The 14704-nt window shown below is 42.5% G+C and carries 12 protein-coding genes; 10 read left to right on the top strand and 2 right to left on the bottom strand.

Annotation, left to right across the window (positions count from 1 at the left end; translation table 11 throughout):
• Nucleotides 1-132 precede the first annotated feature (132 nt).
• From PARA125_RS09955 to PARA125_RS04010, 7 genes are all read left to right on the top strand, one after another.
• Nucleotides 133-2664, top strand: a complete 2532-nt coding sequence (locus PARA125_RS09955; protein ID WP_213157418.1) for a hypothetical protein — start codon at nucleotides 133-135, stop codon at nucleotides 2662-2664.
• Nucleotides 2665-2829: 165 nt separating this feature from the next.
• Complete coding sequence (locus PARA125_RS04035) at nucleotides 2830-3288, top strand: hypothetical protein (protein WP_213157417.1); 459 nt, start codon at nucleotides 2830-2832, stop codon at nucleotides 3286-3288.
• A 193-nt stretch (nucleotides 3289-3481) separates the two neighbouring features.
• On the top strand, nucleotides 3482-3856 hold the full coding sequence (locus PARA125_RS04030) for a CBM20 domain-containing protein (protein WP_213157416.1): 375 nt from the start codon (nucleotides 3482-3484) through the stop codon (nucleotides 3854-3856).
• Between the two features lie 127 nt (nucleotides 3857-3983).
• Nucleotides 3984-5456 carry a glycine hydroxymethyltransferase gene (locus PARA125_RS04025; RefSeq protein ID WP_213157415.1) on the top strand — a complete coding sequence of 491 codons (1473 nt, stop codon included), beginning with the start codon at nucleotides 3984-3986 and terminating at the stop codon, nucleotides 5454-5456.
• A 52-nt stretch (nucleotides 5457-5508) separates the two neighbouring features.
• A complete protein-coding gene (locus tag PARA125_RS04020; protein ID WP_213157414.1) occupies nucleotides 5509-6507 on the top strand; it encodes an NAD(P)H-dependent glycerol-3-phosphate dehydrogenase in 999 nt (332 codons plus the stop codon).
• Nucleotides 6508-6547: 40 nt separating this feature from the next.
• A complete protein-coding gene (locus PARA125_RS04015; RefSeq protein WP_213157413.1) occupies nucleotides 6548-8059 on the top strand; it encodes an NAD(P)H-hydrate dehydratase in 1512 nt (503 codons plus the stop codon).
• Nucleotides 8060-8188: 129 nt separating this feature from the next.
• Entirely contained in the window at nucleotides 8189-8929 is a 741-nt protein-coding gene (locus PARA125_RS04010) for a hypothetical protein (RefSeq protein ID WP_213157412.1), read from the top strand.
• 3 nt (nucleotides 8930-8932) lie between these two features.
• Here PARA125_RS04010 and PARA125_RS04005 read toward each other — a convergent pair whose 3' ends face one another.
• The gene (locus PARA125_RS04005; protein ID WP_249274161.1) at nucleotides 8933-9505 is read right to left on the bottom strand and encodes a hypothetical protein; all 573 of its coding nucleotides are present in this window, start codon (nucleotides 9503-9505) and stop codon (nucleotides 8933-8935) included.
• Nucleotides 9506-9577: 72 nt separating this feature from the next.
• Here PARA125_RS04005 and PARA125_RS04000 point away from each other — a divergent pair, with 72 nt between their 5' ends.
• Entirely contained in the window at nucleotides 9578-10294 is a 717-nt protein-coding gene (locus PARA125_RS04000; RefSeq protein ID WP_213157411.1) for a lipoyl protein ligase domain-containing protein, read from the top strand.
• Between the two features lie 387 nt (nucleotides 10295-10681).
• On the opposite strand, the gene PARA125_RS03995 is transcribed toward PARA125_RS04000, so the two are convergent.
• On the bottom strand, nucleotides 10682-11104 hold the full coding sequence (locus PARA125_RS03995; RefSeq protein WP_213157410.1) for a hypothetical protein: 423 nt from the start codon (nucleotides 11102-11104) through the stop codon (nucleotides 10682-10684).
• A 1264-nt stretch (nucleotides 11105-12368) separates the two neighbouring features.
• Here PARA125_RS03995 and PARA125_RS03990 point away from each other — a divergent pair.
• Nucleotides 12369-13148, top strand: coding sequence for an IS982 family transposase (locus PARA125_RS03990; RefSeq protein WP_349305653.1), 780 nt, complete (start codon nucleotides 12369-12371; stop codon nucleotides 13146-13148).
• A 512-nt stretch (nucleotides 13149-13660) separates the two neighbouring features.
• Complete coding sequence (locus tag PARA125_RS03985; protein WP_213157408.1) at nucleotides 13661-13975, top strand: hypothetical protein; 315 nt, start codon at nucleotides 13661-13663, stop codon at nucleotides 13973-13975.
• Nucleotides 13976-14704 lie beyond the last annotated feature (729 nt).

Here is a 14704-nt window from a genome sequence, read left to right as displayed (position 1 = left end):
TCCTTTCTATCTAACCCTTTTTCATACGCCCTCATTTTCTCTAGCCGTTCCTGGTTTACACAAAAAATTTCAATTAAATTTTTGACTAAAAAATTCTTTTACTGATACTTGTTCTTTCCAAAGAGGTAAAAAATGAAAAAATTGACTTTGCTGATTTCTGCTTGCCTGCTTTCGAATTTGAGTTATGCCGATTATTTTGCAGAGACAGCTGATCCTTTACAATTCTATTTAGAAGCTAGCTGCAAACAACCTAAAAGAGGACCTCCAGGGCCTACAGGACCTTCTGGCCCTACCGGACCAACCGGCGCTACTGGTGCAACAGGCCTCCCTGGCACACGGGGTAACACTGGAGCTCCTGGACCCACTGGCCCAACAGGGGCTACCGGCACAACCGGTGAAGCGGGTCCTACAGGACCTACAGGCGATATAGGACCAACTGGACCTGCTGGCCCGAAGGGTGCCATAGGCGCGACAGGCGAACCCGGCCCTACTGGTCCTACCGGGCCTACAGGTGAAACAGGTCCTGCTGGATCTACTGGCCCAAAAGGAGCTACCGGTGCAACCGGTGAGACTGGCCCTACCGGCCCTGCTGGTCCTACCGGGCCTACAGGTGAAACAGGTCCTGCTGGATCTACTGGCCCAAAAGGAGCTACCGGTGCAACCGGTGAGACTGGCCCTACCGGCCCTGCTGGTCCTACCGGGCCTACAGGTGAAACAGGTCCTGCTGGATCTACTGGCCCAAAAGGAGCTACCGGTGCAACCGGTGAGACTGGCCCTACCGGCCCTACTGGTTCTACTGGAGCTACCGGACCTACTGGCGATATAGGACCAGCTGGACCTGCTGGTCCCACAGGTGCCACAGGCGCGACCGGTGAAACGGGTCCTATTGGGCCTACTGGAGCTACCGGACCTACAGGCGCCACAGGCGCGACAGGTGAACCCGGTCTTACTGGTCCTACCGGGGCCACCGGACCTACTGGCGATATAGGACCAACTGGACCTGCTGGCCCAACGGGTGCCACAGGCGCAACCGGTGAAATGGGTCCTACCGGACCTACCGGAGCTACCGGACCTACTGGCGATATAGGACCAACTGGGCCTGCTGGCCCAACGGGTGCCACAGGCGCAACCGGTGAAACAGGTCCTACTGGGCCTACCGGAGCCGCTGGACCTACTGGCGATATAGGGCCAACTGGACCTGCTGGTCCAACGGGTGCCACAGGTGTAACCGGTGAAACGGGTCCTACTGGGCCTACCGGCGCTACTGGACCTACTGGCGATATAGGGCCAACTGGACCTGCTGGCCCAACAGGTGCCACAGGTGTAACCGGTGAAACGGGTCCTACTGGGCCTACCGGAGCCACTGGACCTACTGGCGATATAGGGCCAACTGGACCTGCTGGTCCAACGGGTGCCACAGGTGTAACCGGTGAAACGGGTCCTACTGGGCCTACCGGAGCTACTGGCGATATAGGGCCAACTGGGCCTGCTGGTCCAACGGGTGCCACAGGTGTAACCGGTGAGACTGGCCCTACTGGGCCTACCGGAGCTACCGGACCTACTGGCGATATAGGACCAACTGGACCTGCTGGCCCAACGGGTGCCACAGGCGCAACCGGTGAAACGGGCCCTACCGGACCTACCGGCGCTACTGGACCTACTGGCGATATAGGGCCAACTGGGCCTGCTGGTCCAACGGGTGCCACAGGTGTAACCGGTGAGACTGGCCCTACCGGACCTACCGGGGCTACCGGACCTACTGGCGATATAGGGCCAACTGGACCTGCTGGTCCCACAGGTGCCACAGGCGCAACCGGTGAAACGGGTCCTATTGGACCAGCCGGAGCCGCTGGGCCTACAGGTGCTACCGGAGCTACCGGACCTACTGGCGATATAGGACCAACTGGGCCCACTGGCCCAACGGGTGCCACAGGTGTAACCGGTGAGACTGGCCCTACCGGCCCTACTGGACCAACTGGCGCTACTGGCCTCACAGGTGAAACAGGACCAGCTGGACCCGCAGGGCCTACGGGAGCCACAGGCGCAACCGGTTCAACCGGTGAAACCGGCCCTACAGGGCCTACTGGGGCCACGGGGGCTAAGGGTGCCACCGGAGCTACAGGCCCTACTGGCTCAAGTGGCATGTCTCTTGCTGCCAGCCTTTATATAAGTGGTGCTCCAGGCTGCTCAGGACAGGGGTATACTATTTATGGACTAGGGGCCTACAATCCCCCTCCTGTATCTGATTGTACAGTGAATTTTATTACGGGAAGCTATGCTTCTCCTAGCTCTGGGATTGTAATCACTAGCTCTTCAGCCTCTTCGAAAGCCGTTTATAAAACGCCCGTAAATAATGAGCTTATTCTTTCTCCAGGACGTTACATTTTCACCTATGGGTTTTCAGTAAGTGGACAGGCTGACTTTGCATTGACAACAAATATTTCATCTGCGGCTAAGGCAATTGCAAATATTTTACCTGGTAGCCATTTCAGAATGGACCAAAATCTTAGCTTCACTCCTGTTCAGGTATTGGTTAATCTTACGAGCACAACGCCTGTTTTTCTTATTTGTATGGGACTAAATCCCATTACACTCGGAACGGCGGGATCTGTTTCATCTTACAATTATACAATGGGATACATGACTGTTTTTCAAATTCAATAAACAAACGAAGAAAGTGGTGGGAAAAAATCGCTTAATTTTTTCTCATGACTTTAAATGGCTTCCTTGCAGATAGCAAATGCAAAAGGTTAAAGGAAAATGCAAAAAATTTATTTCAATTTAATAATGCTCACTTTTTGTCTAATTTCTTGCTTGGCCTATTCTAATGTGCCCAGAAACGTCAAATTACATGCTGATTCCAACGGCAATGCAATCGTCCTTTGGACACTGAATAAACCCCATACTGTAATTCAAACAACCGTTTTGCCAAACGAAGGTGCCTGGACACCTATAACCGAGTTTGAAATCCAAGGGGTTAACTGTGAAAATCCTAAATTTGCCATGAACAACAGCGGAAATGCTGTTTTAATATGGTCGACAGTAGAAAGCGGTGTGCGAAAGCTCTACGGAGCATCTTATACCTTATCCATCAATGCCTGGTCATCCCCTGAGCAGATTACTTCAAACAAAGAAACAGTGATAGATGAATACGAGGTAAAATTATTAGATAATGAAATGATGTTTATTACTTGGAATTCGCACTGGGATCGAAAAAAAGAAACCACAGCCCATGTTCTGGTGAATACGTTAGGTAAATGGAAGGGAGCTCGGGCAATTTCCAAATAAAAAACTTAGCCACCTATTCGTTAATTTTTTTTAAAAAATGATAAGAAACGCACCAACTTCACACAATTTAATCACTTCATATTGAAAGTATTAAGAAACGCTTTTCCTATTTACAAAAAAATTGTTTGACTATCTTTTAAAAAAACGCCATACGAAGGAACGTGAAATAAGATTAATTCAAAGGAGTTTTTTTATGGTGGTCCCTAAAAAGCAGCCAATACCTTCTCAAAAGAAAGCAGATGCAAAGCCATCTTCTCCCTCAACACAAATAGCTCCTCAAAAAATCCACCCTCCTGCTGCTAAACAACCTGTAAAATCCCGCGTCGTTATTCGGTATGATGTAGGATTTAACAACCATCTTTATATTCGCGGGAATGGCGCCGATTTATCCTGGGATAAAGGGATTAAATTGAAAAATATAAAGGCCGATGAATGGATTTGGGAAACCGAAATTCCTTTTCATGCATGCGAATTTAAAGTTTTGATTAACGATCAAATCTACGAAGAGGGAGACAATCACCCCCTGCAGTATAAAGGTTGTGTGGAGTTTACCCCGAAGTTTTCTTAATTCTTGTCTCTTAAGAAAGTCCGCAAGAAAAATCTTCTTGCGGATTTTACATCTACGGAAGCTGCAATTAAATCGAATATCCATTAATCTATTTTCGCACATCAGCTCACGAAATGAAGGATATTCTATGCAACGCATAAAAAAATATTTACAAAAGCATTCCCAAAATCTTCAGCCTGCAGCAATCGCCTACCTCGCAGCTTTAGATCACATTGAAATTTGTACTCCCCAAATAGCCCATGCCATTGAGCAGGAACTTCGTGACCAACGCTCGCATTTGAAATTAATTGCATCAGAAAATTACTCCTCCCTTGCTGTTCAATTAGCAATGGGAAACCTTTTAACGGATAAATATGCCGAAGGATTCCCCCACCATCGTTTTTACGCTGGATGTGAAAACGTCGATTTTATCGAAGAAATGGCTCAAGAAGAACTAAAACAAATTTTTGGAGCAGACCACGCTTACGTTCAACCACACTCAGGAGCTGATGCGAATTTAGTCGCCTTTTGGTCTATTCTCGTGCAAAGAGTCCAAAATAAAGAGATCGAGAGATTAGGAAAGAAAACTCTCGATGAGCTAACGGCGGAAGAATATGAGCAAATTCGCAAGCTGATGAATCAACAAAAATTGATGGGAATGTCATTAAGCTCTGGAGGCCATTTAACACACGGGTATAGACACAACCTCTCTTCCAAAATGATGCGTGCCGTGTTTTATGAGGTAGATCCTCAAACAGAACAACTAGATTATCAAAAATTAGCTCAACAAGTCCAAAAAGAAAAACCGGATATTTTGTTAGCGGGTTACTCTGCCTATTCTCGCAAAATTAATTTTGCTAAAATGAGAGAAATTGCCGATACCGTTGGAGCTGTTTTCATGGTCGATATGGCCCATTTTTCAGGACTAGTTGCCGGAAAAGTTTTTCAAGGCGAATATAATCCTGTCCCTTATGCGCACATCGTCACTTCCACCACGCATAAAACTTTAAGAGGGCCAAGAGGAGGATTTGTTTTATGCAAAGCTGAATTTGCGGATACAGTTAATAAAGGATGCCCTTTAGCTTTAGGCGGTCCCCTTCCTCATGTGATCGCGGCTAAAGCCATCGCTTTTAAAGAAGCCAACTCTCCCAGCTTTCGAAATTACGCTCAAAGGATCGTGAATAATGCTCAAACACTTGCTGAAAAGCTAAAAGCTGAAGGGGGTCGCATTGTTTCTGGCGCAACTGAAAACCACTTGGTCATTCTCGATCTTTCTTCATTTGGATTAACAGGCAGGCATGCGGAGTCCATTTTGAGAAAAGCAGGCTTGACTGTTAATCGCAATACCATTCCTGGAGATCAAAATGGCCCTTGGTATACTTCTGGAATACGGCTTGGAACTCCTGCCACAACTACTTTGGGAATGGGAACGGATGAAATGACTGAGATAGCAAGCATCATCTTACATGTTTTAAAAAATACAAAACCCGCTATTGTAGAAAAAACAGGACAGTCGAGTAAAGCAAATGCCCAGATCGATCCGAAAGTTCTCGAAGAAGCGCAAAGCAGAGTTAAGTCTTTATTGGCAAAATTTCCCCTTTATCCGGAAATCGAAATTTAAATTAAAATCAGAATAAAGAATTTAACTACAATGTGAAAGGCTCAGTAAACGCATGAAAATCGGATACTTAGGGATGGGGGCTTGGGGATTTTGCCTAGCCTCAATCTTAGCCGCTAAAGGCTATGAATTAAATTGTTGGACCACCAAGCAAGAACTTGCCGATCATTTGAACCAAACCCGCGAACACCCTTCTCTTCTGGGGCATAAAGCTAAAGGAAAGCTTTTTTTCACAACAAACCTTAAAGCGGTTTTAGATCAATCCGAATTGCTTATTGAATCCGTGACATCTGCAGGCCTACGCCCTGTTCTGGAAAAGGTTAAAGCCATTTCTCCTTTAAATGTTCCTTTAGTCATGACTTCCAAGGGAATTGAACAAGGGAGTGGCCTGATTTTGCCAGATGTAGCCATTCAAACACTAGGTCCTCAAATTAAAAAACAAGTTGGTTTCTTAAGTGGGCCAGGATTTGCAGAGGAAGTGATACGCAATCTCCCCACTTCAGTGGTTGTTTCTGCATACGATAAAAATTTATTGATGACTGTGTGTCAAATTTTTACCTCGCCCACTTTTAGGGTCTATCCAAACGCCGATATTCAGGGCGTAGCATTTGGAGGGGCTCTAAAAAACATCATTGCTATCGCCTGTGGAATTTGCGAGGGCCTAGGGTTAGGAAATAGCGCTAAGGCTGCTTTAATGACACGAGGTTTGCACGAGATTCGTAAGCTCGCCGTTGCTCAAGGATGTAAAGCAGAAACCCTAAATGGCTTATCTGGCATGGGAGATTTATTTTTAACATGTAGCTCATTCATGAGTCGCAATTTCAGGTTTGGCCATCTTATCACTCAAGGTCTGACTCCCGAAGAGGCCCAAAATAAAATTGGAATGGTAGTGGAAGGCGCTTATACTTGTGTCTCAGCTTTAGAATTGAGCGAGAAATTGAATGTAAGCATGCCCATTACAAAAGTCATCTATGAAATTATCTACAACAAAATGAACCCCCAAATTGCCGTCAATGCCTTAATGGAACGTGCAATTAAAGAAGAACATTTGTAAAAACAGAGCCAATGGATAGATGTGAGAAAAGGTGCTTGTCATGAAAGTTGTTTCGCCTAAGCAAATGATGCAAATTGAAGCAGATGCCTACCGAGGTGGTTCATCAGAATCCGATTTTATGGAAGAGGCGGGGAGTGGAGTCGCCCTTTTTGTCCATGAGCTGGTCGAAAAACATGATTTAAACCGGCAAGTCACCCTTCTATGCGGTAAAGGGAATAACGCTGGCGACGCTTACGTTGCAGGCATCCATCTCCTACATTTAGATTATGAAGTTTTAGCTCTGCAACTCTCTCCTTTGGAAGAATGCAGCCATCTTTGTAAACAAAACTATCACCGATTTTTAATGGAAGGGGGGAGGATTGCGCATGCTGATAGCCCCACACTCCCCTCTTTTTTGCAAACGGGAGTGATTGTAGATGGAATTTTCGGAACAGGCTTTCATGGCCCCATCAAAGATCCCATTTACCGGGCCGCTATTTTGCAAGCGAATGATTCAGCACTGCCTATCATCGCCATTGATATCCCTTCAGGCTTAAACGGTGAAACAGGGGAAGTACTCGGAGAAGCTATTCAAGCAACTGAAACAGTGTTTTTAGGCCTTCCCAAAACAGGCTTCTTTTTGCAAGACGGTTGGAATCATGTGGGCAAGCTTCGGTATGTAGATTTTGGATTACCAGGCACATACATTGAAAAATCTGCCGAAGAATTGATTATGCTCTCCCCCGATATCATTTCTCCCCTTATACCCAAAATAAAACGCACACGTGATAAATACGAAAGAGGCCAAGTAGTAGGCCTTGCAGGATCTCCAGGCATGCCAGGAGCTGCTTTATTATCTTCGTTAGCCAGCCTTAGAGGTGGGGCTGGAATAGTTCGTCTACTTTATCCGGCAGGAATGCATCATGAGCTTGTCGCTAGTCCCTACGAACTAATCAAAGTTCCTTATCATTACGATGATCCCCAAGCTATTTTACATGTCATGAACCACGCCGCGGCAACCTTTATAGGCCCAGGCATGGGGAGGTCAACTGAAACAATCCAACTTCTTAAAAATATTTTACCCCATCTAGAAAAGCCATGCGTCATAGACGCCGAGGCGCTTACACTCATTGCACAAGAAGACATCCCTCTTCCCTCTTGTCCCACCGTCTTGACCCCTCATCTTCAAGAACTTCTCCGTTTGCTTAAACATCCTGAAACTGACAATCGTAGTCGAGAGTTGTTAAAAATTTGTGAAAACTATGCAAAAAAAAATCGTACCACCCTTCTTCTTAAAGGTGGCCCTACTTTTATTTTTTCTCCCGAAGCTTTAACGTGTGTGAACCCAACCGGCACGCCAGGCATGGCCACAGCAGGTAGCGGGGATGTATTGACAGGGTTAATAGCGGCTCTTCTTGCTCAAAAATTATCTCCTCATGAAGCAGCCTGCCTAGGTGTTTACTTGCATGGGATCGCCGGGGAACACGCTGCCGAAGAATATTCTCCGCATGCCATGATTGCTTCTGACATCATTACTTATTTTCCCGAAGCTTATCGCTTAAAAGAATTTTGAAGAAAGGAACGCCTTTTAAGACAAGCTTTAGAAGCAGTTAACCAAATTTGCAGGGAATTTCTTGGTTGCCAAAAAAGAAAAATAGAGCGATGATGGTTTGTTCTAACTACTTAAAAATTAAGCTAAATTATGAAATTTGCAACAGCTAAAGAACATCGCGATTTTTTTCAAAAGCATCATCTCATCGAATTTGCCGATCTTCTATCGCAAAATCAAGCAACGGGCATGGCAAATGAGCTCGAAAATGCGCTTGGACAACGTTTAAATATAAATGCGGCAAAAGTCCACGAATGTTCTTCGGAAAAGCTTTTCTTGAATGGAAGAGATTTATCCAGGTCTTCAGAAATTCTTAGAAAAGGGGTATCTCAGCATCAATTAGCCCATATTGCTTCTGAATTATTTGAAAAAAGGCCTGTTCGCTTAGGCTACGATCAATTTTTCCCCGTTTATCGCCCTTCTTTTCAAATAGAAGGAAAAATTTACCAAAACTTCCTTAGCAACCAAGCGCGCTCTTTAACAGAAATTAGCTGCATCCAAGGGGTGTTAGGAGGACTTATGTTAGCCCTACCTACAAATCTTACTGTTGAAACGACCATAGAGCCTCAAGAAACCACGCCTTCGCCTATCACGATCTTTCCTTCTCAGCCATGCTCAGGGGTGTTTTTTACTGCCGATCTCCCTTTAGATTTTTCTTCTTTATTAGAATCACCCCAAAGAAAAGATCTTTATTACTTGCTTATTGCCTACACAGAAGCCCATCCTGTTTATATCGCAAATCGGGAAGATCCCCTTTTTCATACTCTCAGGCAATTCGAATATGGATATGGAGATCGTCTCAATGAACGCTATCATCCTACAATCTATCGTTGAAGCCTAGCTGGGATCCATAGGACTGGGGGCTTTTCCCATATTCAACCACTGAAAAAAAGGAAGGGGAAAAACCAAAGGAACTAAACTCAGAGAGGGCAAAGCCTTATTTTCAATTAAATCTGCCCCAAACTTGTACAAAGCGGCTCCTGCAACAATTGTCGGCAAAGCTCCACTTTTAATTAAAGCGCATATGATAGCCATTAGGCCTGTTGCTAAGGTAACCTGGGGAACGGATAGGCACAAAACAACTCCGAAATGAACCGCTCCTATTACTAGAAAACATAATCCCGTATATTTAAGGGGCACACCTATCGCCATGACAATAATGTCCGAGGCTTTATTCATAAAATCCCAAATTTTTTTCAACACGCTAGGAATTTGAAAGCCTTGCGCTTCTTTCGACTCCAATTCCTTTTGAGCAGAGTTGCTATTATCCCCTGTAGGCGGTGATTTTTTAGAGGTTTTAGGCAAACAAAATTCTTCTGCTGGTGAAGGATTCTCTAGGCTCTTTTTGCCTGCATGTATGGATGAAGGAAAAGGGCAAAAACCTTGTTGGACAGCTGGAGGGGCTCCCATGTTTTCTCTTTTGGTTGGTAGATTAGAATTTGGCTGATCTGCTACTCTTTTATATTTTACCTAGGCAGTACAATGATATGGCAAATTATTCACTCAGGATGTTGCAGTGCATCTGCAAACATGTACCGCGATTATGAGCTATTAAGCCAGTTAGAGTCAATTAAAGCCCCTATTTTTCATAGCTATGAATGGGAAGGAGATTGCGCTACATTTGGGCATTTTATTCAACCTTTTGATTTTTTAAATGCCCATGCGGTAGACCGTCTAAAACTTAATTTAGCCAAACGCCCCACAGGAGGAGGAATTGTTTTTCACATTTCTGATTTGGCATTCTCCGTCTTAATCCCTTCTTCCCATCCTGCTTATTCGGTAAACACCTTGGAAACTTACGCTTTTGTCAATCAGATTGTCATGCAAGCTGTCAACACTTTCCTAGGGCCAAAGGTCGCGCCTCAATTATTGCCAGAAGAACCTACCCCTTTAGATGCCTCTAGCCAAAACTTTTGTATGGCCAAACCCACCAAATACGATGTAATGCTAGAAGGAAGAAAAGTGGGAGGAGGAGCGCAAAGGAGAACCAAATATGGATTTCTTCATCAAGGCACAATTGCTCTAGCAATGCCTAGCGAAGCTTTTTTACAAGAAGTTTTGCTACCTGGAACATGCGTCATGACCGCCATGAAGCAACATAGCTATCTACTTTTAGGACCAAACTATACAGCGAAGCAATTGAGTGAAGCCCGCCAGGAGCTGAAAAAGTTGTTAATAAATGGCTTTTCCAATTCATGATCAAATTTTTCAAACCTTCCTGAATAAGGGTCACTTTGGGCTATTTTCCTTAAAATGAGAGAAAATAAGTGAATCAACTATCAGCAGCGCGTATCAAAAAAACCGAATCCTCCCATGAGAGGCCGCTTGATTGAAGCAGCCGTTAAAATTAGCGTATTGACCATTAGTTCTGGCATGACTACCGGGAAATAAAAGGGAACTCACGCTATCTTTCCATCTAATTTGCTTTTTCAACTAATCCATAGCCTTGAAGCTACTAGAAAAAGGTTAAAAGAAAGCTATGGGGAATGCCTTGTCAAAAAAGCTCTTAAAAGCTTTTAACGAGACAAATAGACATCCATGGATGAGTAAAGATGCCTATTTGCGTTTAGTCTAATAACTTAAAAATCACTGGCTTTTAAAAGTGTTAAAACTAGAGCAAGACTGCACCTTTTCTGGACATATCAGAATGGCAAAAAATTGATAAATAATTTTAGCAGGTGCCAGCGCCAGCTTGACGGGGATACATACAACACTTCCCATTCCCCATTCAGCACATCTTAAGGCATCTTTTAAGTTATAGTTGGCCGGCTTCCCTGCTAATGCAGATTTAAGAGAAAAGACTGTTCCAACCAAATTAAGAGCAGCCATCGCAATCTGTTCAATAGCATTTACTGGAATTTCAAGGTTATCGCATGCCACATCCAAAAGAGCAATAGGAAGCGCACTGAAGCGCCCTAAAATTTTATGCGATTGAGAAAATTCATTTAGGTGATCATAAAGTTTAGCTTGCAATGTATAAGATGCTCTCACCGTAAAACTAGTTCTCATTTGATATTTCCTATTTTTTAAGTTAATTTTTGAATTTATCAATTCAGAGAAAGAATTTAAATTGTCCTCAATCCTTTTAATTACAAGGAGTAAGCCATTTATACTGCTCATAAAACCCAGTATAAAAATTGTTTAAGCCCTGTAGCTATCCTCAGCTGTTTAAAAACTTCTTTACTTCATAGCTGGCATTTGCTCTAGACATCCCATCCAAACTCTCATTTGTTCCTGTAGTTTAAGACTAATTTCAAAAATTGCTCACCTTAGTTTGGTTTAAAGGTAATGCGATTACAAAAAATTTTATCATCATGGCCTCAAAAAGTCAATTTTCTTAAACAAACATCTTTTAGCCTCTTCCGCTACGCCTATCCCTGCTTCTATATTTATATGAGCCAAACTTCCGAATACAACCTCATATTCTTGTAGCTGCTAGGGCAGGCCACTTTTCTTAAAATGGGAGAGAAAATAAGTTAATTAATTTATAAGCAACCGCGTAATCTTTCTCTCTAAGGACCTTCCTAGTCAAATCCATAGCCTGGGAATTGTTAGAAAAAGGTCAAAAGGAAACAATTGAATTTATCTGCCAAAAAAGCTTGTAGCAGTTTTAAAAAGACAAATAGGCATCCATGGATGGGTAAAGATGTCTATTTATCCTTAGGTTTATTAGCCTAAAATCAAAATGGCAAAAGTTCGATAAGTAATTCTAGCAGGTGCCATCACCAGCCTGAAGAGGATACTCGCAGTAGTTACCATCCCCATTCTGCACCTAGTAAGGCAACTTTTAAATTATACCAAGCCGGCTTCCCTCCTAATGCAGATTTAAAAGAAAAGTCTGTTCCAACCAAGTTAAGAGTTCATAGTTATCTGTCCCATAGCATGTGTTGGAGCTTTAAGTTAAGAGCCTGACGTATGGCATCCAAAAGAGCACTAGGAAGTGACCTGCAGCGCCTTAAAATTTTATGGGGTTGAAAAAGTTTAATTAGGCGATCATAAAGTTTAACTTGCCATTAAGTGAGAAGGCATACAGCCCTAGTATGCCTTGAAAGAGGCTATCAAGTATCTGTATCAATCATAGCTCATCATTTGTTAGACAATGCCTATTCTCCTAAGTTAGAAGTAGAAGTAATACAACTGTTTTCCAATTAACGCCAATTTAATGTAAGCGAGCTTCAGGCAATATTTTGAATTAGAATTATTGAAAAAAGGACCTTATTTCTGTTAGAAGTTTTGTTTTCCAACACAAAAAAGCTAACGAAAAAGGCCCAAAATGGATGAGCTTGCGATTATTGAACTATTTTGTCTGGTTGATGACTTCTGCCACAGGTTCCAAAAAATGTGTTCCGAAAAGCATATTGAGTATACTAAGCCAAAAATTCGAAAAAGAGCTTTTAGGACGTCCCTTAGCGAAGTATTAACTATTCTTTTGTTATTCCTTCGCTCTAATTGCAGAACATTTAAGCATTTCTATATCAACCACATGAAAACAAACTTGAAGCATTTGTTTCCCAATCTGGTAGGGTATTTACGCTTTGTGCAATTGACTTCTAAAGCCTTTTTTCCCATGTTTTGTTTTATAAAAGAACATCAGGGTGTATGTGAAGGAATTCTATTCATAGATTCCACAGTCTTAACTGTTTATCATGTCAAGCGAGCATCTTCACATCGCACCTTCAAAGAACAAGCTAAGTGGGGTAAAACCACCATAGGATGGTTCTTTGATTTTAAGCTTCATTTAGTCATTAATCATCATGCCGAAATTGTAGCATTTAAATTGACATCAGGCAATACCGATGATCGAAAACCTATTCCAGGAATGGTAAAGGGCTTAAAGGGAAAAGCTTTTGCAGATCGAGAGTATATTTCTGAAAAACTTGTGAATGCCTTACTGAAAACTGGAATCCTGTTGTTTACAAAAGTAAAAAAGAAGATGAGAAACAAATTAATCACATGGGTAGATAAATTAATGCTGAGAAAAAGGGCTATTATTGAAAGCGTCATTAATCTTCTCAAAAGCAGCTGTCAGATCGAGCATCATCGTCATCGCTAGTCGTTGGAACTTTCTTAGTAATCTAAATGGCAGGTATAGCTAATTATTGCTTAATCCCTAACAAGCCTAGACTGTTCTTTTCAAATAAAGAAATTCAGGACGCAAGGCTTTTGGGTTATGCTTGAGCTTGCCTTACATTAAATTGGCGTTCCAATTAAAGCAACCCCACCCCTAGCGATAGCAAACGCAGACGCTTTAAACTTTAAAATAGGGAAATAATTCTTCGAAGATCCCCTTTTTAATTATCTATGAGCTCAAACGTGACTTATTTGGAAAAAGAAATTCAAGCGAATGGAAAGTAATGGAATTGATGGCAAACTCTCACATTTTTATTGATTTTCAATTAAATGCGAATAACTAAGTGTATAAATAAAACCCGTTAAATTTCTAATATAAAATAAGTTAGAAAACTTTATAAAACTTTTGTAATTTTGCCTTGCACAGAATTTGTAGGGGGAATACAGTATTTTATAAGTATAGAAAATTAATTCATAGATAAAGGGGTAAATAAAATGAGTAATAATTTCAACTCAAAACCCTCTCAACCAAAAAATTCAGAAAAGCAAGAAAACGCCCAAAATCAACCACAAACAGAAGGATTCCCAGCTCCCAATATTGAAGCAGCTCCTCAAAAAACCCCCTTTCCCATGGGCAAAGAGATGGCTATCGATTTTTTCGAGAGCGATAGGGCAAAGTTAGCAAATCTAGACTTCTTCGATTTAATTGATGAAGTGGAGGACGTTATTTACCATAGCTCCGCTCAGCTCATTCAAGAGCTCAAGCAGGCCTATCGAGAAAGGAAGATCAAACGGATGGAAAGTAGTTGATCTCATGGCGAAATTTCTAGCTTGTTTGGGTTTTTAATTAAATGAAAACAATTCAAATATGAAAATTAAATCTCATTCAAATTCTGACAAAATTAACTCAAACTTTTTTAACAAAAGGAGGATTTAAAAAATTTCACGCCACTTAATGGCGTTGTTGCGTAAATGGGGAGATAGGATAGAACGCCTGCAGTAAATTAGCCCTTTAATACCTAAGAGCTGTAAACTTAGCTTGCTGCAAAAAGTTTAGACAGGCTATGAAAAAAGCTCACTTATTACAGATACAACAGATCCCGCTACAAAAAAGCTTAAGCTCAAAAAGAAAGCATAACTTTAGGGCTTTCCAATCAAGCAATGGATGGATGGCAGGAAAGTAAGCAAACGGGGCGTAAAAGAAGGCCTCGCTATTTATTTAATTTTATTCTCACAATGAAACTTTTGTCCGCTCATGATTCAAACTGTCTATCATCCTCCTCTTCCTACTCTTTGAGGATTTCTCTTACCACTTATTGCTTATTGCATGGATGGTCCCGAGATGGCCTATTCCTAATTCGTTTAGTTCCTCAGGACAAAGCTAGCGATGGCTCTGAGTTATTGGACTGCAGCTTGAGAAAATAGACAATAAGCCGGCTTGTTTAAAAGCCTAGTATTTAATGGATTTATGCAACCAGATCCAACTTAAGAATGTTTTCAGATAAGCAATCCTAGCTATTTGTAAGCTAGGTAAAGAGA

This window comes from Parachlamydia sp. AcF125 (genome assembly GCF_018342475.1).
Classification (GTDB): Bacteria; Chlamydiota; Chlamydiia; order Chlamydiales; family Parachlamydiaceae; genus Parachlamydia.
Note: the sequence above shows the minus strand (reverse complement) of the source record. Positions and strands in the feature narration are given on the sequence as shown.

What these genes read in the sequence shown, in the direction of transcription:
- PARA125_RS04020 (WP_213157414.1), top strand. Translation starts at nt 5,509, where the DNA reads ATGAAAATCGGATACTTAGGGATGGGGGCTTGGGGATTTTGCCTAGCC.
- PARA125_RS03990 (WP_349305653.1), top strand. Translation starts at nt 12,369, where the DNA reads ATGGATGAGCTTGCGATTATTGAACTATTTTGTCTGGTTGATGACTTC.
- PARA125_RS04005 (WP_249274161.1), bottom strand. Translation starts at nt 9,505, where the DNA reads ATGGGAGCCCCTCCAGCTGTCCAACAAGGTTTTTGCCCTTTTCCTTCA.
- PARA125_RS09955 (WP_213157418.1), top strand. Translation starts at nt 133, where the DNA reads ATGAAAAAATTGACTTTGCTGATTTCTGCTTGCCTGCTTTCGAATTTG.
- PARA125_RS04000 (WP_213157411.1), top strand. Translation starts at nt 9,578, where the DNA reads ATGATATGGCAAATTATTCACTCAGGATGTTGCAGTGCATCTGCAAAC.
- PARA125_RS04015 (WP_213157413.1), top strand. Translation starts at nt 6,548, where the DNA reads ATGAAAGTTGTTTCGCCTAAGCAAATGATGCAAATTGAAGCAGATGCC.
- PARA125_RS03985 (WP_213157408.1), top strand. Translation starts at nt 13,661, where the DNA reads ATGAGTAATAATTTCAACTCAAAACCCTCTCAACCAAAAAATTCAGAA.
- PARA125_RS04030 (WP_213157416.1), top strand. Translation starts at nt 3,482, where the DNA reads ATGGTGGTCCCTAAAAAGCAGCCAATACCTTCTCAAAAGAAAGCAGAT.
- PARA125_RS04010 (WP_213157412.1), top strand. Translation starts at nt 8,189, where the DNA reads ATGAAATTTGCAACAGCTAAAGAACATCGCGATTTTTTTCAAAAGCAT.
- PARA125_RS03995 (WP_213157410.1), bottom strand. Translation starts at nt 11,104, where the DNA reads ATGAGAACTAGTTTTACGGTGAGAGCATCTTATACATTGCAAGCTAAA.
- PARA125_RS04025 (WP_213157415.1), top strand. Translation starts at nt 3,984, where the DNA reads ATGCAACGCATAAAAAAATATTTACAAAAGCATTCCCAAAATCTTCAG.